The organism is Bacteroidota bacterium (genome assembly GCA_018692315.1).
GTDB lineage: Bacteria > Bacteroidota > Bacteroidia > Bacteroidales > JABHKC01 > JABHKC01.
In genome coordinates this window covers 1-23,863 of the sequence record JABHKC010000074.1, presented here as the reverse complement: position 1 = coordinate 23,863, position 23,863 = coordinate 1, and the positions used below count along the sequence as shown (strand labels likewise).

Genomic DNA, 23,863 nt, shown 5'->3' with positions numbered 1-23,863 from the left:
TGTCTTATTTTTTCGAAATATTTCACTTTACAATATTACTTAGAAAATTAGAAATTAATTTAACATTTCAAGAAATTCGTCCTCGTTAATAATTTTTATTGACAATTTTTCGGCTTTAGTCATTTTCGATGGTCCAATTTTTTCGCCTGCCAAAAGATAGCTTGTATTTTTCGAAATTGAACTAATATTTTTACCTCCATTCTCACTAATCATTAATTTCAAATCGTCTCGAGAATGTTTTTGAAATTTTCCTGAAATAACAAATGTCAATCCTTTTAAAATATCAGTGATGTTTGCCCGATTAGTTTTTGCAGACATTTGCAGCCCAAATTTCTTTAGTCGTTCGATAAGTTGAACATTTTTCTCATCGGCAAAATATTTTTGCAAACTTTCAGCAATTTTATCCCCAATTTCTTCTATTTCAATTAGTTCTTCAAAGTTTGTATTAGCCAGTTCATCAATCGATTTTGTTGATGATGCAAGAATTTTTGCAATAGTTTCGCCAACAAATCTAATTCCGAGAGCATATAAAACACGATGATATTCAACCTTTATAGAATCGTGAATACTGTCGATTAATTTTTGAGCCGATTTTTCGGCAAATCTATCGAGCAACAATAGCTGCTCGAATTTTAGCTCATATAAATCAGCAACATTTTTCAGCAAAGAATTTTTAAATAGTAAATCTATGGTAGCTTCAGCCAATCCAATATTCATAGCTTTTCTGCTGACAAAATGTTCTATTTTCCCTTTAATTTGTGGAGGGCATCCGTTTTCGTTCAAACAAAAATGATTTGCCTCGTCTTCTTTTCTAACTAATTCGGTATTGCACTCAGGGCACATTTTTATAAATTCTAATTGACTACTTTGTTCGATTCTTTTTGTTTGGTCAACACCAACAATTTTAGGTATAATTTCGCCCCCTTTTTCTACAAAAACATAATCGTTTAATCGAATATCGAGCAATTCAATCTGGTCGGCATTATGCAAAGAAGCCCTTTTGACAGTAGTTCCTGCAAGCTGAATGGGTTCTAAATTTGCAACTGGTGTGATTGAACCTGTTCGTCCGACCTGAAAACTTACCGACAACAGTTTTGTGAGTTGTTGCTCGGCTTTGAATTTGTAGGAAATTGCCCAACGAGGCGATTTTGCAGTAAATCCTAAATCTTCCTGTTGTAGCAGAGAATCAATTTTTATAACAATTCCATCAATATCGAATGGGAGATTCTTTCTTTCGGAATTCCAGAAATTCACAAATTCAAAAACTTCCTCAATTTTTTTACATTTTTTATTGTATTCCGGTATTTTAAATCCCCACTCTTTTGCTTTTCGTAGGTTCTCGAAATGAGAATCGCCAGGAAGGTTTTCACTCATCAAGTGATATAAAAAACAATCGAGAGGTCGTTTGGCAACAAGAGCAGAATTTTGCATTTTCAAAGTACCCGAAGCTGCATTTCTAGGATTTGCAAACGAAGATTTTCCTAATTTTATCCGTTCGGCATTAAATTTTTCAAATCCTTCATGAGAAATAAAAATCTCACCTCTGATTTCAAATTTTTCGGGAAAATCTTCGCCATGCAATTTTAGTGGAATACTCCGAATTGTTTTTACATTGTCTGTAACATCGTCTCCTCTATTTCCATCGCCACGTGTAACTGCATGTTTTAAATTTCCATTTTCGTAATTCAAACCGATGGCTACACCATCAAATTTTAGTTCGCAAACGTATTCATAATCTATGTCGATATTCTTTTTTATTCTGTTGTCAAAATCTAAAAGTTCTTGTTGCGAATAAGTATTTCCAAGCGATAGCATTGGATATTTATGCTCAATTTGTGCAAATTCTTTATTTATGTAGTTGCCAACTCTTTGTGTTGGAGAGCTTAAACTTAAAAATTCCGGATTAGATTTTTCAAGAAAAATCAGATCATTCATTAATACATCGTATTCGAAATCGCTAATTGATGGTTCTGATAAAACATAATATTTATGATTGTGCAATTCAAGCTGATTTCTTAGCTTTTCAATCCGACTTTTAACATTCTCCTTTTTCATAAAAAATGTGCTTATATATAAGGTATATTTTTCGACTAATAAATTTTGAAATTTCAGTTTCGAGCATTTTCATATTTCAAAACAAATGTTGCAGTGCTTTCAAATTTATACTCAAAATTTATGATTCTTCAATCATACTAAGCTCTAACCACCTATTATCCTTTTTATCAATCAATTCAATTATTTTGTTTAATCGTTTTGAATTTTCATTCAATTGATTGGCATTAAGATTTCCAGCATTCAGAGCAATTTCCAGCTCCGATTTTTCGGTTTCAAGTTCTTGAATTTCTTTTTCGAGTGTTCCTAATTCTCTCTGCTCATTGTAGGACAGTTTGTTAGGATTTTGCTTCTTAACTTTTTCTTTTGTAGTTTTTGGTATCGACTTTTTTTCTCGTTTTTCTTTTGCAATTTTATAGTCAAGATAGTTTGAATAGTCTCCGGGAAAATCTTTCAGTGCCCCATTGCCTTCGAAAACAAACATTCTATCTATTATTTTATCCATAAAATATCTGTCGTGCGAAACAATTAGTACGCAGCCCGGAAAGTTTTGCAAATATTCTTCAAGGACATTTAAAGTTAAAATATCCAAATCGTTGGTTGGTTCATCGAGTATCAAAAAATTAGGATTTTTCATCAAAACAGTGAGAAGGTATAATCGCCGTTTTTCGCCCCCACTGAGTTTCGATACTCGATTGTAGTGCATTTCTGATGGGAAAAGAAAATAATTTAGGAACTGAGTTACCGACATTTTTTTTCCTACACCGAAACTTACAAGCTCTGCTATTTCTCGAACTATATCAATTACTCGTTGGCTTTCTTTGAATTTAATTCCATCTTGCTTGAAATAACCAAATTTTACGGTTTCACCAATGTCAATTTTTCCGGAACTTGCTTTTTCATTTCCTGTAATCAAATTCACAAAAGTTGTTTTCCCGGAACCATTTTTTCCAATTATTCCAATTTTTTCGCCTTTTACAAATTTATATGAGAAATCTTTTAGGATTTCTATGTCTCCAAAATTTTTGTTCAAATAATATATGTCTATTATTTTTTTTCCTAATCTCGAAGTTTTAATATCAATTTTTATTTGCTTGTCGTTCGTCTTTTGAGATGCAACATCCTGAAGATCATAGAATGCTTCAATTCTCGATTTAGATTTTGTGGTTCTTGCCTGAGGCGAACGTCTCATCCAATCTAATTCTGTCCGAAGTAGATTTCTGGCTTTTTCTATATTGGCATTTGTATTTTTTACTCTTTGCTCTCTTTTTTCAAGAAAATATGAATAATTCCCTTTATATAAGAAAATTTGCTTTTCGTCTAATTCAACAATTTCTGTACAAACTCTATCTAAGAAATACCTGTCGTGAGTAACCATCAATAAAGTACTTTTAGACTTTTTTAAATAGGATTCCAACCATTCAATCATATCAAGATCAAGATGATTTGTAGGCTCATCAAGAATTAGAAAATCTGGTTCATTTATCAAAACTTTAGCTAATGCAAGCCTTTTTCGCTGTCCTCCAGAAAGTTCTTTTATGGGTTGATAAAAATTGTCAATTTTCAGTCGGCTAAGAATTTGTTTTACCTTAACTTCGTATTGCCAGGCATTTAGGGCATCCATCTTTTCCATTGCCGATTGTATCAACTTTTTGTTTGTTGAAACTATTGCTTCTTCGTATTCCTTAACTGTTGCAGCAATTTCATTTGATGAATTATAAACTTGTTCAATGATTGTACAATTTTCGTCAAGCAATGGATCTTGATCAAGATATTCAATATTTACATTATTGCGAATAGAAATATTGCCAGAATCAGCACTTTCAATTCCAGCAATAACATTAAGCAATGAGGTTTTTCCTGCTCCATTTTTTGCAATAAGAGCAATTTTATCGTCTTTATTTATTCCTAATGACACGTTTTCGAATAGCAATAAATCGCCATATGATTTAGAAATATTTTCAATCTGCAAATAACTAATTACTGTGTTCAACTTTACTTATATTAATTTTGTTCAAAAATAGGAATTTTTGATTTTGATTTAGCTCATTTTTTTTTCTTAGTTCATTTTGTTGTTTAAATATCATATATAACAATGACAACTAATGACTTAAAAAACAGGAGTTGCCTTCATATTGTCTTTTCCTCTAAAGTTCTTCTAAATCTTCATCCAGAATAATCTATAGAAAATGCAAACTGAAAATATTTAATATTTTTATTCCATAAATAATTTTGTTAATTTTTACTTAAAATAAATATTTCCATCTATCTTATTGTACTACAAACAAATTCACTTCAAAAAAAAATATGTTTATGAAAAAGCAAAATTGTTTTTGTTATTTCTACATTAAATTATACATTTGCTCTCTATTGTTTTTTTTAAAAAAATTGGCAGTAAGAAGAAGTTGTATGGAATGTGAAAAATTAGTTATTCTGTGTAATTTATTATATTTTGATATGTAGTGTTTTGAATTCTTTTAAATAAATATTAATTAATATATACTGTTTAATAATGAACTAAATTTTAAAATTATGAAAAAAATCTATTACTTTTTAATTTTCAGTGTATTCCTGAGCTTTTTACTACATAGCTCAACTACTTTGGCTCAGGATACAACGATTATTGACGGACCATTAACCTTTGCTATTACTAATGCGGCCTGTGCCTATGAACCTCAAGGTGCAATAAACCTTACAGTTGATCAAGTCGCATTTCCAGGTCCATATTCATATTTCTGGCAAAGTGGTTATGGTTTTACATATGCAACTGAGGATATTTCATTTCTATATCCCACAACTTATTCAGTAACTGTTACAGGCCAAGGAGGTAGTACTGCCATGAGTACTGTAAGCATTTCGCAACCACCTAGTTTGCAATTACAGCTTAATATTACTGATGAAACATGTAATTCATCAGGTAGTATTGATTTGACAGTTTCAGGAGGAACACCTCCATATTTTTATTTCTGGAACAATGGAGCGACAACAGAAGACATTAGCAACCTTGTAGGAGGACAAGTCTATACTGTACTTGTTACTGATGCAAATATGTGTAATGCGGTAACTTCGGATATGGTTCAGCAAGCAACATTTAATATTACAGTCTCAGAAACAGAAGTTAGCTGCTTTGGAGGAAGCAATGGAGGATTACAATTAATACTTAACGGAACCACTCCATTTACATATGATTGGCAAGAAGGTGGTACATGGACTTCAGGTGGCACAACTATTTCAACAGTAGAATTTATATCAAATCAAAGTGCAGGTCAATATTCAGTTCAAATTATTGACGGAAATGGTTGTTTAAAAGATTCAACCTTTGAGATAACTCAACCAACTGAGCTTGCAGGAACGATTTCTAAAACTGATGTTACTTGTTTTCAAGGTTCAAATGGTGAAGTTTCCATAGTTGCTAATGGCGGTACTCCACTATATACTTACAGCTGGAATGCCCCTGGAAATCCCACAACATATTCTGTACCAGGCTTATCTGCCGGAACATATACTGTAACGATTTCTGATGCAAATTCATGTACACATACTGAAAGCGTTACTGTAATAGAAGAAAATTCTGAGATTACCTTTAGTTCAATTATAACAGGTGTTTCATGTAATGGTCTTTCAGATGGTGCAATTAATCCTACAGTAAATATTAACTTCGGTCCCTCAACAAACTTTATGTATTTTTGGTCAAATGGAGGAGTTTCTGAAGATATTTCTGGCTTAGTAGCCGGAACCTATACTTTGAATGTAACTCATAATACTTCGGGATGCCAGGAAAGTGAAAGTTTTATTGTAAATGAACCAGATGTTCTATCAACTGTAATTAATAAAACAGATGAAGATTGTATAAATTTTGTTGGCTCAGTAAATGCAATCCCAAGCGGTGGTACTCCGGCATATTCATATTTTTGGGATGCTCCGGGAAATCCAATATCTGCTTATGTTGGCGGACTTTCTGTAGGTACTTATTCTGTTACTGTAACCGATTTTAACGGATGTCAGGCAACTGCTTCAGCTACTATTAATCCACCTGTTATGCCTGTTGCCTCTTTGTCTGGAACAGACTTGTTATGTAAAAATATTCCAACAGGTGAAATAACTACTTCAGTAGTTAGTGGAACACCACCATATTCATACTTATGGAACAATGCAGTAACAAGCTCAACAAACAGTAATCTTAATGCTGGAACTTTTACTGTAATTATTTCAGATTCTCAAAATTGTACTGATACAGTTTCTTTGACAATTACAGAGCCTGCAACTTCAACAGCTGTACAATTAAACTATTTCCCAAATATTTGTTATGGAGTAAATACAGGACAAATAACAGCTGTAGCTTCAGGAGGAACAGTAGCCGGTAGTGGAACTACGGCATACACATATCAATGGTCAAATGGTAACAATACTTTCCAAAATCTTGGATTAACTGCCGGCACATATGGAGTTACTGTTTCTGACGATAATGGTTGCGAAGTTAGCCAATCGGCAACAATTGTTCAACCATTAGACACTTTATATATTAATGGAACAATAACTACTGATGTAAATTGTTTTGGTGAAAGTAATGGAGCATTAGATATTACTCCTCAAGGAGGTTGGGGATCTTATACTTACTTATGGAGCAATGGACAAATTGTAGAAGATATTCAAAATTTGCAAAGCGGAACCTACAGTGTAACCATAACAGATGCTAATAATTGCATTGCAACATCAAGTTATTTTGTTGATCAGCCAAATGCCTTAACTCTTGGCATACCATCCACAACGAATATTTTATGTTTCGGGGAAAATACAGGAGCAATTGATCTTAGTGTTGTTGGAGGAACAACGCCTTACGATTATCTATGGTCGAATACTGAAACGACACAAAATATTGCAAATCTAATTGCTAATACTTATGATGTTACTGTTACAGATGCCCATGGTTGTAGTTCAACTATAAATGCAACTTTATCTGAACCTGCAAGTGCAGTATCAGTTCAATTAAATTATTTTCCAAATATTTGTTTTGGGGCAAGTACAGGAAATGTTACTGCAATTCCTACTGGTGGAACATATTCCGGTTCAGGTACACCTACCGATTATAATTATTTATGGTCTAATGGTGGAAATACATTTCAAATTTCTAGCTTAACTGCCGGCACATATGAAGTAACAGTTTCTGATGATAATGGATGTACTGTTTCTCAGCAAGCAACAATTAATCAGCCTACAGATTTATTACAAATAAGTAGTTCAACAATTGATGATGCAGATTGTTTTGGTAATTCTGACGGAGCAATTGACATTACACCTTTTGGTGGTTGGGGTTCATATTCATTTTTGTGGAGTAATGGTGCTGTTTCTGAAGATTTAATAAACTTAATTTCAGGCAATTATACAGTAACTATTACCGATGGTGTAATAGGATGTACTGCTATTGCAACTTATACTGTTGGTCAACCTTCAGTTTTGAATTTGAATATAGATTCTTCAACAGATATTCTTTGTAATGGCGATAACAGTGGTGATATTTATATTGGCGTTGCAGGAGGAACATTTCCATATAATTATTTATGGTCAAATAACTCAACAACAGAAGATATTACTAATCTGATTGCTGATACTTACGAAGTAACTGTTTCAGATGCAAATGGTTGTAGTGAAACAATTAGCACAACTCTAACAGAGCCTGCATCTGAGGTATCTGTTCAGTTGAACTATGTAGCAAATATTTGCTATGGTGCAAGCTCTGGAAGTATTACTGCAATTCCTTCAGGTGGAACAATTTCAGGAACTGGAATCCCATTGGATTATAGCTATATTTGGTCTAATGGTGGAAATACTTTCCAAATTTCTGGTTTAACTGCAGGAACTTATGAAGTAACAGTTTCTGATGATAATGGATGTACTGTTACCCAACAAGCAACAATTAATCAACCTACAGATTTATTAGTAATAAATAACCAATCAGTAACTGATGCAAACTGTTTTGGAGAAAGCAATGGCTCAATAAATATAACGAGCTTTGGTGGTTGGGGATTAAATTCCTATTTATGGAGTAATGCTGCAACAACTGAAGACCTAATTAATATTCCTACTGGAAATTACTCTGTTACTGTTACAGATATAGTAGGATGTTTTGTAGTTGGAAGCTATTTCGTTGATGAACCAACAGATTTACAATTGAATTTTAATTCAACAACAAATATTCTTTGTAATGGAAATAATACAGGTTCAATTGATTTGGGAGTTAATGGAGGTTCTCCAAACTATAGTTATTTATGGTCGAACGGCGAAATAACAGAAGATATCAATACTCTCCCTGCTGGAAACTACAGTGTAACAGTCTCTGATTCACATGGATGTTCAGATATTATTAGTACATCTATTACTGAGCCTGCTGCCGCTATTTCAGTACAACTAAATTATATGGCAAATATTTGTTATGGTGCGAATACCGGAAGTATTACTGCAATTCCATCCGGTGGTACTGTTCCAGGAGCTGGGACTCCAACAGATTATAACTATATTTGGTCTAATGGCAGCAATACATTCCAAATTTCAGGTTTAGTTGCTGGAACATATGAGGTAACTGTTTCTGACGATAATGGTTGTAGTGTTACGCAACAAGCAACAATTAATCAACCTTTGGCTCTATTGGAAATAAGTAATTCAACAGTTATTGATGCAAACTGTTTTGGCGAAAATACTGGATCAATCAATATCTCAACTAATGGTGGTTGGGGATCAAATGTTTTCGTATGGGATAATGGTTCTAATGCAGAAGATTTAATAAATCTAACTACAGGGACTTATTTAGTAACAGTTTCTGATGGATTAATAGGATGTTTTGCAACTGGAACTTATTTTGTAGATGAACCTACAGAATTAGTATCAAGCATTACTTCTGTAACTGATATTCTTTGTAATGGAGAAAACACAGGCGAAATTGAGCATAGCGTAACTGGAGGTTCTCCAGGCTACACCTTCTTTTGGTCAAACTTTGAAATAACTGAAGACCTAAGTTCTGTACCTGCCGGGAATTATTCTGTAACAGTAACCGATTCACATGGTTGTACTGATATCAGCACAACGGCTTTAACCGAACCTACAACATCAATATCACTTCAACTAAATTACTTCCCATATATTTGCTACAATGCTAATTCAGGTCAAATCACTGCATTACCTAATGGCGGAACAGTTGTAGGAAATTATACTTATGCATGGTCAAATGGTAGTACCGATTTCCAAATTCTCGGATTACCTGCAAATACTTACTCTGTAACTGTTTCAGACGATAATGCTTGTACTGTTACTCAAAGTGCAACAATACAAGAACCTGCAAGTGATTTAATGATTTTGAACGACTTTGTTACTAATGCAAATTGTTTTGGAGAAAGCAATGGTGCTATTAATATCACAGTAGATGGTGGTTGGGGAGCATACACTTATTTATGGAGTAATTCATCAACTACTCAGAATATTTCAGGATTAAATGCAAATACTTATGATGTTGTTGTTTCAGATTTATATGGTTGTACCGTTTCCGGTTCATTTATTGTTGATGAACCAAATTTATTAGAAGCAAATTTTGTTTCTATTACTGATATCCTTTGTCATGGAGACAACACAGGAGAAATAAATTTAGGAGTTATTGGTGGAACAACTCCATATTCTTATTTATGGTCAAATGGAGAAACAACAGAGGATATAAATAATTTAATTGCAAATGCCTATGAAGTTACCGTAACGGATAACAATAATTGTGTTACCTCAGTTAATGGAACTTTAACAGAACCTGCAACAAGTGTATCGGTTCAGTTAAATTTGATTCCAAATATATGTTATGGAGCAAACACGGGAAGTATCACAGCTATTCCAATTGGTGGTACAATTTCAGGAACAGGTATTCCTTCAGATTATACATATACTTGGTCAGATGGTGAAACATCCTTTATCAATAATGCTTTGATTGCAGGAACATATACAGTTACTGTATTTGACGACAATGCTTGTACTGATATTGAATCAGCAACAATACTTCAACCTGCAAACGATTTAATTATCACAAACTCAGCTACAGTAGATGTTCAATGCTACGGTGAAAGTAATGGAGCTATTGATATTACTCCATTCGGCGGTTGGAACCAATATACATATCTATGGAATAACAGTAGTACAGATCAAGATATATCAAATCTCCCTGCTGGAAACTATAGTGTAGTAGTTTCTGACTTATACGGTTGTTCTATTACAGCTAATTATACGATTGATCAGCCAAATACATTAGCTTTACTAATTCAGAACACAACGAATGTTAGTTGTAATGGTGAAAGTACAGGAGCAATAAATCTTGGTGTATCTGGTGGAACAAGCCCTTTCACATATCACTGGGAAACCTCTAATGGAACCTACATATCAAGTTTTGAGGATTTAATATTATTAACTGCCGATACATACACTGTTACTGTTACTGATGATAATCTTTGTACTGCTACAATTAGTGCAACCTTATCAGAACCTTCTGCAGTAAATGTATCATTTAATTCTGCACTTCCAATAACAACTAATTTCGAATATTATGTCTGCTTCGGTGAAACAAATGGTAATTTAATAGCACAAGGTATGGGTGGTACTGCGCCATATACTTACCTTTGGTTTGATGGTTCTACCGATGTAAATGTAACAAATATTGGTGCAGGAACATATTTAATTACTGTTACTGATGCTCTTGGTTGCGAAAAAGTGAGTTCACAAGGAATTATACAATCAGCCAATGCAATTACTCCAATACTTACAGCTTTCGATCCTCCATGTATATTAAATACAACCGGCGAAATTTCATTAATTTTAAACGGAGGCGAAAGTCCATACCTTATTACTTGGTCAACAGGACAAACTTCAGGTGGGACATTTGTATCAGGTACTGGTACTGTTGATTCTATTTTCAATTTGAACTATGGAACCTATACAATATCTATAGAAGATAGCTGGGGATGTACAAACAGTGCAAGTGCTCAAATCAGTCCTCCACCAGACCCAATTACATTAGGAAACTTAACAGGAGATATTATCCAATGTTTTGGTGAATCCTCAACTGTATCAATCGAAGCAATGGGTGGAACTCCGCCATATATGTACTCATTCGATTATGACACAACTAATTACACAGCTAATGTAGCACAATATGCCAATATTTCAGCCGGTGTATATCCATTGTCAATGTGGGATGCAAATGGCTGTGCTTCAGTTTATAGTATTACTATTTATGAACCGGACCAAATGTCTTTTAACAGTAACATTTTTAATGTTAGTTGTTTTACATTTACAGATGGAATAATTGATTTATCAAATGTTGCCGGAGGTTTCTACCCAGGATTTGATGCAATTCAGACATACTCATACACTTGGTCGAATTTAATGACAACTCAAGATGTAACAGTAGGTGCAGGAATATATAGCGTAACTATCACAAGTGATGCAAGAGGCTGTACGACAACAGGTAGCTTTACAGTAGATCAACCTAATCCAATGTCTGTATTAGTTATAGATGAAACCCAAATTTCTTGTAATAATTCAAGCGATGGAGCAATTGATATTAGTGTAGGTGGCGGAACTAGCCCATATTCTTATTTATGGACAAATGGAGCAGTAACTCAAGACCTTGTAGGAATTCCTGGAAATTTCGTATATGATGTTACTGTTACTGATGCAAACGGATGTAATGTTTCCTCATCAGCTCAATTGCCAATAACATTGATTGATCCTGCACCAATGACATATTCTTTCGATTCAACATCAGTATTTAATGTATTATGTGCTGGTGATGCAACAGGCTATGTTGATATTGATCCTTTCGGAGGAGCAGCACCTTATACATACCAATGGATGGATGGATCTTTAATTAATCCTCGAAGCGATTTAGTACAAGGTGATTATACTGTTACTGTTACAGATATTAATTCTTGTCAATTAATATTCTCACTTACTATTCACGGACATGATGAAATATTGATAAATTCTCAAATAAGCGAACCTCTTTGTTATGGTGATGCTAATGGTTCTATAAATTTATTTATTAGTGGTGGAGTATTCCCATTCAATGCTACCTGGACCGGTGATAATGGATTCTCTTCAAACTTAGAAGATTTGACAAATATTACTGCCGGTATGTACAGTGTTATAATTGAAGATAGCCTTGGTTGTTTTGAAACTACATCTATTGTGCTGAACCAACCATGTGAATTATCATCTACCCTTTATGGAACTGATTCTATTACAGGCATTTCAGGAATGATTGACAATTATGTATGTTGTGGTACCTATCCTTACATATACTTGTGGAACACAAATGATGTTACTGAAGATTTAGCTAATATCGGATCTGGAACTTACACAGTTACTGTTACAGATAACAATGGATGTCAAGTTAGCTCTTCATATTCAATTTACTCATTAGAAGCTCCTCATTGGTATGCTCCATTTACTGGTAATAATCATACTATACATATTCCAATAAATGCAGTTGGATTAGATATAGGAATTGGAGATTATTTAGGAGTATTTTACGATTCATCAGGTGTTCCAGCTTGTGGAGGATATGTTCGATGGGAAGGAAGCAACACAGCCCTAAGTGCATGGGGAGACGATGGATTAACTATTGAGAAAGATGGTTTTGACGATCTTGAAACATTTACTTGGAGAATTTGGGATGTTACAAATGGATATACATATCCAGCTGTTGCTACTTACGATGTAAGCTACCAAAACATAGATGCATATGAAGAAAATGGTATTAGCGGCTTATTATCAATTGGTTTCGACCCATCAAGTGTTGATACTCAATACATCGCATTAAATCAAAATTGGAATATTATATCAACATATATTGATGTTCTTGCTCCAAGTGATAGCGTTGTTAACGTATTTGCAAATATTATGAGCGATTTAATAATAATTAAAGATGGATATGGAAATATTTTTGCACCATATGGATTATTCGGACCATTTATTATTGACGGAATTGGAACAATTGCTATAGGAGAAGGATATCAAGTTAAAATGGCTAATACTGCAACTCTCGCCGTAGTAGGTCAAGAAATTATCCCTGAAAATATAGTACTTTCAGTACCAGTCGGTTGGAGTATGTTAGGATATCTACGATTCTCTGAAGCTTCAATAGATTATATCTTTATGGATACTTATAATGGAGGAATGAACAACGTAACAAATCGTATTTCACTGGTTAAAAACTCTATGGGTCAAGTATATTGGCCAGAAATTAACCTAAACCTAATTGGAAATATGGTTCCTGGTCAAGGATATCAAATTAAGATTAATACACTTGGCGGTGCCGTCAATTTCTCTTATCCTCCTAATGGTTATTTGTCTAAATCAACAATAATTAACCAAGTACCAGTTCATTTTAAAAATGTTAAAAACACTGGTACGAATATGACAATAGGTTTTCCAAAATCTGCATGGAATGTTGTTCCAAATAGCGGAGATGAATTAGGTGTTTTCAACGCTAATGGGGTTTTGGTTGGATCTACAGTATTTTCAAATACTAACTTAGCGGTTTCCGTTTGGGGAAACGACGAAACAACCGAATCTATAGAAGGATTAATGGACAATGAAAATATGACATTCAAATTGTGGAATAGCTCTACAAATATTGAAGAAGTATTTTTTGTGGAATCATGGGAAAAAGGAGAAGAAACTTATTCAACAAATGGCATTAGCATTGCCGAAAAAGTTTCACTTGTAGGAAATAGTCATTTCTCTATAAGCCAAAATGTTCCAAACCCATTTTCAGATTATTCAGAAATTGAATTTTATTTACCTGAAAGTAAATTTGTTACAATTTCAATATACAATCTAATTGGAGATAAATTAGAAGAAGTTGTTAATAATGATTTCGAAGCAGGAAACCACAAAATTAAAATTGATGGTAAAAATCTTTCTGCAGGAACATATTATTATAAAATTTCAACAGATGCGTTCGTAGCGACTAAAGCTATGAACATTATTAAATAGTAGTAATTGATTTTTTTATTCTAACCCGCAATTCTTTATGATTTGCGGGTTTTTTTTATTTTTAAATATTTAAATTATTTAATGGCACAAAAAACACAAATTCCGAAAGGAACAAGGGACTTTTCTCAAAGTGAAATGCTGAAAAGGAACTATCTCTTTGATACAATAAAAAGAGTATTTGAAAAATATTGCTATTTGCCAATTGAAACTCCAGCAATGGAAAATTTAACTACACTTCTGGGAAAATATGGAGCTGAAGGCGATAAACTTTTATTTAAAATACTGAACTCAGGAAATTTCCTTAAACAAGTAAACACTGAAGATATTGACGAAAAAAATCTGAACGCTCTGGCTTTAAAAATTTCTGAAAAAGGTCTTAGGTACGACCTAACAGTACCCTTTGCAAGATATGTTTCCCAAAATAGAAATGATATAAACTTTCCATTCAAAAGATATCAAATCCAAACTGTATGGAGGGCAGACCGGCCACAAAGAGGCAGATACAGAGAATTTTTTCAATGCGATGTTGATGTAATCGGGAGCAATTCTTTATTGAATGAAATAGAACTAATTCAAATTGCCGATGAAATTTTTGCAAATTTAAAAATAGGCTGTATCATAAAATTAAACAACAGAAAAATATTAAGTGGAATTGCCGAGCATATTGGTGAATCCGAAAAAATTATCGACATAACTATTGCTATTGATAAAATAGAAAAAATTGGTCTTGACAAAGTAATTTCCGAACTTTCCGAGAAAGGTATTTCTGAAACTTCCATCGAAAAACTTATTCCGATTTTAAAACTTTCCGGTACAAATTCAGAAAGAATTATTCAACTAAAAAATATACTTAAGAATTCTGAAATTGGAAATCAAGGAATAATTGAAGTTGAACAGATTCTGACTTTAATTCAATCTTTCTCAATGAATTCTGAAGTAGTTTTGGATCTTACTTTAGCTCGTGGATTGAACTATTATACCGGAGCAATATTCGAAATCGTAGCGACAGACATGAATATTGGAAGTATTTGTGGTGGAGGAAGATACGACGATTTGACTTCGATATTTGGATTGCCAAATGTTTCCGGAGTGGGAATATCTTTCGGTGCAGATAGAATTTTTGATGTTCTGAATCAATTGGAACTTTATCCGAAATATTTAGAAAAGAACATCAAATTAATGATTGTGAATTTTGGGGATGAGGTGTTGTTGAATTCTTTGCAACTATTAGAAAAATTAAGGAAGGAAAATATAAAAGCAGAATTATATCCGGATTCTATAAAAGTAAAGAAGCAACTAAATTACGCAAACAAACGAAATGTTGAGTACATTGCTATGCTTGGACAAGATGAAATTGCAAACAATTTAATTTCTCTTAAAAATATGAAAACCGGTGATCAACATAAAGTTAATTTTGAAGATTTATTAAATATTTTGCAAAAATAAAAACAGGGTTTTTTTAGGGGACTTCTAAAAATAGCAAATTTCAAGACGTAAGAGATTTTAAAAACGCAGTTTACCATTGTAAATGAGGATTTTAAAATTTTGAAACAACGAAGAAATTTGCATTTTTAGATGTTCCCTTTACAAATATTTGCCCAATTATAAAAAGGAGAAATAGCAAATCAATATAGAATTCTCTATCCAGTTTTGATATCCTGCAGCTACACAATTTGTTTGATGCTTTCCACAAAATCGGGAAACTGATTTAATGTGGCAGCCATATTTTCAATATCGAAACTGTTGGCGTAAAAAATCAAATCGTCTCCATATCTCTCAACAATTTTAAATTCATTTTCAATGCCAATGCGCTTTATATTTTCAGCAAAACTAATTACTTCGTGAATAAAGTGATTTTTATGAACATTTTTCCAAACTGGTATCAATTCATTTTCAAATATATAAATTACTTTTTCAAGGCTGTCTTTATTCAAACTTTTAACACTTTCCAGAATTTCTGCATCTTGCGAAACCAAAACTGATTTTGATTCTTTAGTTTTTTTGTGTTTCAGAAATTTTGACACTTCCTGAAAAAGAGTTTCAATTTGAATTGGCTTCATAAGGAAACCATCGAATTTTCCATCAAAAATATTCTTTATATCTTCTTTCATAACAGAAGCCGTGAAAGCAATTATTGGGATATGCCCAATTTTTTCATCCGACTTAATAATTTTATTCGCTTGAAAACCATCCATTACAGGCATTCTAATATCCATAATAATCAATTCTGGCATTTCAGATTTTGCAATTTCAACTGCCTCTTTTCCATTTTTTGCTTCAAAAACCGTAATATTTGCATTTTCAAATATTTCACGAATTAAATTTCTATTCGATTCTACATCATCAACGACAAGAATTTTAGCATTTTCAAATTCAATTGCCTGGAATTTTTCATCTAAAATACTTTCTTCCATTTCATCAGGAAGAACGATTTCAACATTATTCAAATTTACTGTAAAGATTGAGCCTTTATTCACCTCACTTTCAAGCATGATATTTCCATCCATCATTTCCACCAAACGTTTCGAAATGGTTAAGCCTAAACCTGTACCACCATACTCCTTCATATTTTGTCCTTTCATTTGCTTGAAAGCGAAAAAGATAAGCTCTTGTTGTTCAACAGGAATTCCTATCCCTGTATCTTCTATAGAAATAACTAAGGTCAATGTATTTTTATCTTTTTCGAAATTCTTTGTACTCACAATCACTTTAATAAATCCTTCGCTTGTAAATTTAATTGCATTGCCAATCAAATTGAATAAAACCTGACGCAATCGTGTCTCGCTAAGCATCATTCCTTTTGGGATATTTCCAACATATTCAATAATAAAATCAATTTTCTTTTGTGATATTTTAAGCGAAAATATTTGCTCAATTTCTTTGAAAATATTTAAGGGATTTACATGCGAATAATTGATTTCCATTTTCCCTGCTTCAACTTTAGATAAATCTAAAATGTCGTTTATTAAAGTCAAAAGATTTTTTCCGCCTGCTTTTATCGATTCGAGATACGATTTTTGTTTTTTACTTGTAATAAGAGAATTAAGCAAATCGGTAAACCCAAGAATCGCATTTAAAGGAGTCCGAATTTCATGACTCATGTTTGCCAGAAACTCGCTTTTAGTTTTATTTGCTTTCTCTGCCTGCTCTTTAGCTAACTTAAGTTTTTCCAAAGTTTCTGAAAGTTTAGCTTTTTGTTTTTCTATTTGAGCATTTTTTTCTTCTAATGCAACATTTGCTTTTTGTTTTGAATAATATCTGCTGAAAATCACTAATAGTAAAACTATTACCAATCCGAGAGATATGTATAAATATTTTTGAACCGTTTTTTTTCGGCTAATTATTAAATTATTGATTTCATTATTTTTAGTAAGAATCTCGTTCTTTTTTTCTTCTTTTTCAACTTGATATTTTGCATTCATTTCTGCCATCTCAGCTACACTCCTTTCGTTAAACATAGTGTCTTTTACAGCATGATATAACTGATTGAAAACCAAAGCAGATTTGTAGTTTCCTATTTTAACATACAGATTTGACAATGATAGACTAGCAGAATTCACTAAATATTTATTGCCCATTTCTTGAGCAAGCTTCAAGCCTTCGTTTAAAAACTGCTCGGCATTTTTATAGCTTCCAATTTCTGTATAAAAACTACCTATACGAATTAATGAAGTAGCTATTTCCAATTTATTATTAAGCAATTTCTCAATTTCAAGTGATTTTAAATAATATTCTTCAGCTTTTTTCTTATCACCAAGACTTTCATAGGCACTTCCAATATTGTGCAAAGATTTTGATGTACTGCTTTTATCACCAATTTCTTCCTGAATTTTCAATGATTTTTGATGGGTTTCTAATGCTAATTTGTAATTTTTGTCTGAATCGTAAATAGCCCCAATATTGTTAAGTAAATTCGCTATCAAAAGTTTTTCCTCTATCTCCTCTGCAATTTCAAGTGCATTGTTGTAATATTCTAATGCTCCTGATAAATTGCCCGAATAATTATATACATTACCAATATTGCTTAAAGTTTTTGCAACTCCTGAATGATTGTTTTCTTCTTTATTTAGTTTTAAAACCTTCAAATAATAGTTTAATGCTTTGTTATATTTTCCTAAATTCAAACAAGAATTCCCCAGCAAGTTTGAAGCATGCTTTATACCATCCTTATTTTCAAGCATTTCAAATTTTTCAATCGCTTGCTGAAAGTATTTTAAAGCATTGTTATAATTTCCTTGATAATAATAGGCAGAACCAATTTGTTTTTCTGCAGCAGCACAACCTTTTTTATAACTAATGCTGTTTGAGTATTTAAGGGCACTTTTTCCAAACTCAAGTGACTGTTTGCTATCAATTTTCAAGTAAGCTTTCGAAATTTCATTCAATAAGTCTATTGCCGATTTTGATGTTCGGTCTTCTACAGGAATTTTGTTGTATTCATCAATAAGGCTTTCTGCCCTATTCTGTGAAAACAAAAAGCAAGGAAATATCAAAAAAGCCAGTAATAATCGCATCTGTTTTGTCAGTATTTTAATTTATTCAAAATTAGGAAATAAATGGCATTTTTCAAATGTTTGCTTAGACTTTGAGTTAATAAATAATTCTTAGTTACTTGTCAAATACAGAAACATGCGTAAAGTGGAATCGATTTAATATTGTTTTCAAACCCAAAGTTCCTTAATGAGATTCTTATCGAAAAGAGAGGTTTATACTGCAGTACAAATTGCTGCAAGCTTTTTGAACGTACATTCTCAGAAGATTTTACTTCAATAGGAATTACTTCTCCATTTTTAGTTTGGATAACAAAGTCGAGCTCTGCCTTTCCTTTAGATTCCCAATAATGTGGCACATATCCATTTATTACTAATGAATTGGCAACATAATTTTCTGCCAATATTCCTTTTATGTTATTAAATCCTTCATTTCCTGACATTATTGCATTTGCAGAAACTCCAAATTTCGACAACAGAAGACCACTGTCGTTCATATATATTTTAAACGAGTTGTTTTCGGCATGCAGACTCAACGGGAATTTCCCTGCGGTAGTTTTCAAGCATTTAACAACTATTCCGGAAGCATTCAACCAGTGCAATGAAAGCTCATATTGATTTGCTCTCGCTCCGGATTTAATTATTTTGTATTGAAACTTTTTGTTAATTTTTGCCAATTGTGCAGGAATGCTATTGTAAGCAGCCATTATTCTGATTGTTTCGGTAGGAGAAACATACTTTGTCATATCAGCAATATACGCATCGTTTATATTTTTTTGAATTATAGATACAAAATCAAAATCTCCTTTATCCATATACTCTTTCACGACTTGTGGCAATCCACCCGTACAGAGATATATTTTGTAAAGATCAATAAAGTGCTGATGAAGAGAGCATTCAGAATTGTTGCGATAAGATTCTCTAATTATTTCTACTGCATTTTTTTCCTGTATTGCCCACAGAAACTCCTCAAAATCCATTGGATACAAAGTTTGCATCTCAACTTTCCCGACAGGAAATGAATAATTTTCGTGATTAATCGCCACGCCAAGAAGACTTCCTGCGGCAATTATATGAAATTGAGAAGATTGTTCTGCAAAATATTTTAAAGATGTAAGTGTTTTTTCCGATGCTTGTATCTCATCAAAGAAAATTAGACTTTCATGTTCTAAGATCGACTTTCCGCTAAAAACAGACAGTTCGTTTAGAATGCGCTCAGGTTTCAAGTCTTTGTCGAATATTTTTGTTAGTTCGCTGTTGCTTTCAAAATTGAAATACAGCACATTTTTGAAGTACTTTTTGCCAAATTCCAATATCGAATAAGTTTTGCCAACTTGCCTTGCTCCATGAATAATTAATGGCAATGAATTTGGAGAATCTTTCCATTCTAACAAATTCTTTTCAATTTTACGTTCCATATAATGTTGTATCAGTACATTAATAAGTTCTAAATAATGTAAAGATAATACATTATTCAGAAGTTACGCAATTAGTATCAAAATTTATTCAAACACATTCCAAAAAAAATACACAAAACTGGATATTATTTTAAAAAAAATCGGAGTTTTGCAGCAAATTGAATTAATAAAAAATAGAGTGTCAAAGACAGTATTTTATAAAGATCTTGGAAGAATTGATTTTAAAAAAGCATGGGATATTCAGGAAGAATTATTCAATAGAAATATTGAAATCAAAAATAAATCAAAGAATAAAGAAGTTGATTCCACAAAAAATCATTTATTGATTTGTGAGCATTCGCATGTTTACACTCTTGGTAAAAGTGGGAAAGTTCAAAATCTCCTTATTAATGAAGAATACCTTACTAAAATTGGTGCTAACTTTTATAAGATAAATAGAGGAGGAGATATTACCTATCATGGACTTGGACAAATTGTAATATATCCCATTTTCGATTTAGAGAATTTCGGCATAGGTTTAAAAAAATACATTATTCTTTTAGAAGAAGTGGTTATTCTTACTTTGGCAAACTATGGAATCGAAGCTCAGCGAATTGATGAAGCTACTGGTGTTTGGGTTTTTCACGGAAATATTACCAAGCCAAGAAAAATATGTGCAATAGGTGTTCGTTCAAGCAGATATATTACAATGCACGGATTGGCATTTAATGTGAATACTGATTTAAATTATTACAATTATATAAATCCATGTGGCTTCACAGACAAAGGAGTTACATCAATGAAGGAATATTTAGGCGAAGAAGTTCCTATAAAGGAGGTGCAAAAAGTTCTTATCGAAAAATTTGTTCAGGTTTTCGGTATAGATCATCTAATCGTATAAAACAAAAAATCCCTCTTGTTGGGAGGGATTCTTTGTTTATATTCTTTAGAAAATATGATTAATTGCTACGGGCTCTTTTAATCATGATATTATAAAAAGCTGCAAAAAAGTATTTTACATCTGTCAAAAAAGGATTTTTCTCATAAGCATCTAAATACTTTTTCTCCGAAGCCATAATTTCATCTAAAGTTTCTGGCAAATCAACATAAAATGGAGGTACTAATCCGGGTTTATATTTTATTCTTCTATCTTGTAGTTCTTTACTATACAAACTAAAATAATGTTTACTAAGCGGCCGAACACCAACCAATTTCATATTTCCTTTAAGTAGATTTATTAACATTGGAAGTTCGTCAATCCAAAATTTTCGCATAATTTTACCAATTGTTGAAACACGATAATCATCCTTAAACTTTCCACCGGGTTTTAAATTATTCGTATCAAAAAGGTAAGCCTGCAAATATTCAGCATAAGGGTGCATTGTCCTCATCTTATACACATTAATTATTTTTCCGTCTTTTGCCACCCTTTTCAATCGAACTAATGGTCCGTAGGTTGGGTTATTGTCGAAAACCGGTTCTTTTACTTTTTTGGCAACAAAATATAAATGATTGTTTATTTCTTTTTCATTGATAACCTCGAACCCACAGGAAAACAAACGACCAAGAGTTTCTGTTTTAGTTATTACACGATTTTTTCCACCGGTAATGTAAAAATATATTTTTTTTGTTAATAAAAATTTTGGGAAAATTCTTTTAATGATAAAATCAAGAAAATAGAAAAAGTGATTTATTACTGCCGGAAATTTTCTAAAATATCTTTCTCGCCTCTGATTTTTAGTTTCTACATGCCCAATAAAAACTCCATTGTTTGGAATTTTAACATTTACAGCTTCAAAAAATTTATTAATTCTGATAATATCATTAATCCTTCGTAGATTAACAATGTTTTTATATTTATTAAATTCTTGATTCTCTATATTAAAAACTGAACTTGTAAAAACCACAAGAGTCTCACCATCAACAACTTTAGTGAATTTTGATAAATAATCAAAAACCTCCTCACCTACTTCTTTAATTATTGTTTCTCTCATTTAATTTTTAAATTATTAAAACAATAAACTGCACAAAAGTATATATTAAATGGAATAAACAATTGTTTCTTTCAGGAATTGGCTAAAAAATATTTTGAGATTCTGGCATTTTGTTTTTGAGGGGCAAAGCTCCGATATATATTAGCATAGGGTGGAGTGCAACAAAACCCTGTGTAAGCAACCAAAACCAAATAAGCCCTGAAAGGGAGATGCCGTATTAAAAGCTAATCCAAATTACAGAAACAGAACATTTCTTTGCAATTTATTTCACAAATAAAAAATTAATCTCATTATGAACAAAACATATGACTTTATGGGCAGATACTAACTAATAATCGTTGCAATTCGTTTACAGCATACAAAGGCAAATTTATCATCCAATCTTGCACTCTGTAATTTGATAGCGAAGTACGAATACAAATAGAGGGACCAAATTTTTTATTGTAAACTTTTAAACTTTTTGCTTGCAAATTTTCATTGGCTTTTACTTCAATAGGATAAATCTCGCCAGAAAATTGAATTAAAAAATCAATTTCAGAGGAAGCATGTTTTGCTGACCAATAGTAAGTTGTAAAATCGTTACTAATAAGTTGTTGTAATACATATTGTTCGGTTATTGCACCCTTAAATTCGGTAAAAATGGTATTACCTTCAAGAAGTGTTTTTTTATCAATATTTCCCATAGCTGCAAGAAGCCCGATGTCAACCAAGAACAGTTTGAAAGCACTCCTTTCTTCATAAGCTTTAATGGGAATTGCAGGTTTATTTGCAAGATATATTTTGTGTATCAAACCACAGTCGGATAGCCACGAAAGTGCTAATTCATAATCTTTTGCTCTTGCTCCGCTTTTTATTATACCATAAATAAATTTACGATTTTCTTTTGCCAACTGAGCGGGTATAGAATTCCACAACATACGTATTCGATGTACAATTTCATTTGGAGCATGTTTTGAAAAGTCGTATTCATAAGCTGTTAAAATTTGCTTTTGAATATATCTGACTTCCGAATAATTATTATTATTACTAAAACTTAAAACAGCTTCCGGCATACCTCCAACAAAATAGTATTGCCGTAATCGTTCAATATACTTATTTTTAAAAGTTGTAATAAGTTTCCAATCTTGTTCTTGTAATATTTTAATCAGGACAGATTCGTTGAGTGCATCAAGAAATTCAATAAAACTAAGAGGAAAGAGGTACAAAAAATCAACCTTACCTACAGGAAAGGAAACATGTGTATGCAAGGCAACGCCAAGCAATGAACCGGCAGCAAGAATGTGGTATTGCGGAGCTTCTTCGTAAAAATATTTTAGTGCAGTTATTGCCTCAGGTAAAGCTTGAATTTCATCAAAAATTAACAGGGTATTATTTGATTTTATTGTTAATCCAGTTTCTATTTCTAATGCAACTATTACTCTCCGAATATCAAAATCATCAATAAATAGAGGTTTTAGTCTATTGCTTTTTTCAAAGTTGATATAAACAGTTTGTGCGTAGTGTTTATTTCCAAACTCTTTCATAAGCCATGTTTTACCAACCTGTCTTGCACCCTTTATTATCAATGGCTTACGTGTAGAAGAATTCTTCCAGTTTATTAAATTTTGTAACTCAAACCTTTTCATGTTTCATTTTTGGCACAAATATACAAACATTTTTTCAAACAACATTATGTATATCAACACACTTTTTCAAACAACTTTATGTAATATATTTCACAAAAAAGAATCGTTTAACAATATTCTTAATATTTTGAAGTACAAACTCTTTTGTCCATGGAAAAAATGAATCGTGCCAACGTTGCGGATGGAAAGTCATCATAATCTTATTAGGGAGTTTTCCTCTTTCGACAGCATTGATGATATCTTTAGTAGAATGAAAGCTTAAACCCTGGTTATTCAATCTT

At 32.3% G+C, this 23,863-nt stretch carries 10 protein-coding genes; 3 read left to right on the top strand and 7 right to left on the bottom strand.

Features of this window, described 5'->3' with window-relative positions:
* Window positions 1-54: 54 nt before the first annotated feature.
* Both ligA and HN894_06035 read right to left on the bottom strand, forming a co-directional pair.
* On the bottom strand, window positions 55-2,055 hold the full coding sequence (ligA, locus tag HN894_06040; GenBank protein MBT7142879.1) for an NAD-dependent DNA ligase LigA: 2,001 nt from the start codon (window positions 2,053-2,055) through the stop codon (window positions 55-57).
* Between the two features lie 118 nt (window positions 2,056-2,173).
* A complete protein-coding gene (locus HN894_06035; GenBank protein ID MBT7142878.1) occupies window positions 2,174-4,045 on the bottom strand; it encodes an ABC-F family ATP-binding cassette domain-containing protein in 1,872 nt (623 codons plus the stop codon).
* Between the two features lie 539 nt (window positions 4,046-4,584).
* Between HN894_06035 and HN894_06030 the strand changes: the two genes are divergently transcribed.
* Together HN894_06030 and HN894_06025 are read left to right on the top strand one after the other, a co-directional pair.
* Window positions 4,585-14,076: a T9SS type A sorting domain-containing protein gene (locus HN894_06030; protein ID MBT7142877.1), complete on the top strand. Its 9,492-nt coding sequence runs from the start codon at window positions 4,585-4,587 to the stop codon at window positions 14,074-14,076.
* 81 nt (window positions 14,077-14,157) lie between these two features.
* Window positions 14,158-15,522, top strand: a complete 1,365-nt coding sequence (locus HN894_06025; GenBank protein ID MBT7142876.1) for a histidine--tRNA ligase — start codon at window positions 14,158-14,160, stop codon at window positions 15,520-15,522.
* Between the two features lie 218 nt (window positions 15,523-15,740).
* On the opposite strand, the gene HN894_06020 is transcribed toward HN894_06025, so the two are convergent.
* Both HN894_06020 and HN894_06015 read right to left on the bottom strand, forming a co-directional pair.
* Window positions 15,741-18,590: a tetratricopeptide repeat protein gene (locus tag HN894_06020; GenBank protein MBT7142875.1), complete on the bottom strand. Its 2,850-nt coding sequence runs from the start codon at window positions 18,588-18,590 to the stop codon at window positions 15,741-15,743.
* 101 nt (window positions 18,591-18,691) lie between these two features.
* Window positions 18,692-19,984: an ATP-binding protein gene (locus tag HN894_06015; protein MBT7142874.1), complete on the bottom strand. Its 1,293-nt coding sequence runs from the start codon at window positions 19,982-19,984 to the stop codon at window positions 18,692-18,694.
* A gap of 166 nt (window positions 19,985-20,150) precedes the next feature.
* Between HN894_06015 and lipB the strand changes: the two genes are divergently transcribed.
* Complete coding sequence (gene lipB, locus HN894_06010; GenBank protein MBT7142873.1) at window positions 20,151-20,864, top strand: lipoyl(octanoyl) transferase LipB; 714 nt, start codon at window positions 20,151-20,153, stop codon at window positions 20,862-20,864.
* 58 nt (window positions 20,865-20,922) lie between these two features.
* Here lipB and HN894_06005 read toward each other — a convergent pair whose 3' ends face one another.
* The 3 genes from HN894_06005 to HN894_05995 all read right to left on the bottom strand — a co-directional run.
* Entirely contained in the window at window positions 20,923-21,957 is a 1,035-nt protein-coding gene (locus tag HN894_06005; GenBank protein ID MBT7142872.1) for a sugar transferase, read from the bottom strand.
* A gap of 311 nt (window positions 21,958-22,268) precedes the next feature.
* Window positions 22,269-23,582, bottom strand: a complete 1,314-nt coding sequence (locus HN894_06000; protein MBT7142871.1) for an ATP-binding protein — start codon at window positions 23,580-23,582, stop codon at window positions 22,269-22,271.
* 76 nt (window positions 23,583-23,658) lie between these two features.
* The coding region (locus HN894_05995; protein ID MBT7142870.1) for a hypothetical protein at window positions 23,659-23,863 on the bottom strand (205 nt) is incomplete at its 5' end.

Bases quoted from the DNA above. Each gene is read 5' to 3' on its own strand.
- ligA (MBT7142879.1), bottom strand. From the start codon at position 2,055: ATGAAAAAGGAGAATGTTAAAAGTCGGATTGAAAAGCTAAGAAATCAG.
- HN894_06030 (MBT7142877.1), top strand. From the start codon at position 4,585: ATGAAAAAAATCTATTACTTTTTAATTTTCAGTGTATTCCTGAGCTTT.
- HN894_06025 (MBT7142876.1), top strand. From the start codon at position 14,158: ATGGCACAAAAAACACAAATTCCGAAAGGAACAAGGGACTTTTCTCAA.
- HN894_06020 (MBT7142875.1), bottom strand. From the start codon at position 18,590: ATGCGATTATTACTGGCTTTTTTGATATTTCCTTGCTTTTTGTTTTCA.
- HN894_06015 (MBT7142874.1), bottom strand. From the start codon at position 19,984: ATGGAACGTAAAATTGAAAAGAATTTGTTAGAATGGAAAGATTCTCCA.
- HN894_06005 (MBT7142872.1), bottom strand. From the start codon at position 21,957: ATGAGAGAAACAATAATTAAAGAAGTAGGTGAGGAGGTTTTTGATTAT.
- HN894_06000 (MBT7142871.1), bottom strand. From the start codon at position 23,582: ATGAAAAGGTTTGAGTTACAAAATTTAATAAACTGGAAGAATTCTTCT.